The following is a 206-nucleotide window of genomic DNA, read 5'->3' as shown; positions in this document are numbered from 1 at the left end:
TTTCATTGCATCACGCGTTAAATAAACCACATTGAGTAGCCATTCATTTTTCAAGCTACCGAAGAACCGTTCGACGACTGCATTGTCTAAACAAGCTCCAACGCTGCTCATTGATGATGTGATGCCATTTCTCGTTAACAGGTGCTGAAATGAACTGCTGGTGTACTGTGAGCCTCTATCACTATGGAAAAGTAAGCCTCTTTGAG

General features: G+C 42.7%; 1 pseudogene. It reads right to left on the bottom strand.

The features are described from left to right. A pseudogene (locus HC723_RS17290) lies at positions 1-206 on the bottom strand (integrase core domain-containing protein); the annotation flags it as partial.

Origin of the sequence: Vibrio sp. S11_S32, from assembly GCF_014694465.1 — a bacterium.
Taxonomy (GTDB): domain Bacteria; phylum Pseudomonadota; class Gammaproteobacteria; order Enterobacterales; family Vibrionaceae; genus Vibrio; species Vibrio algicola.
Note: the sequence above shows the minus strand (reverse complement) of the source record. Positions and strands in the feature narration are given on the sequence as shown.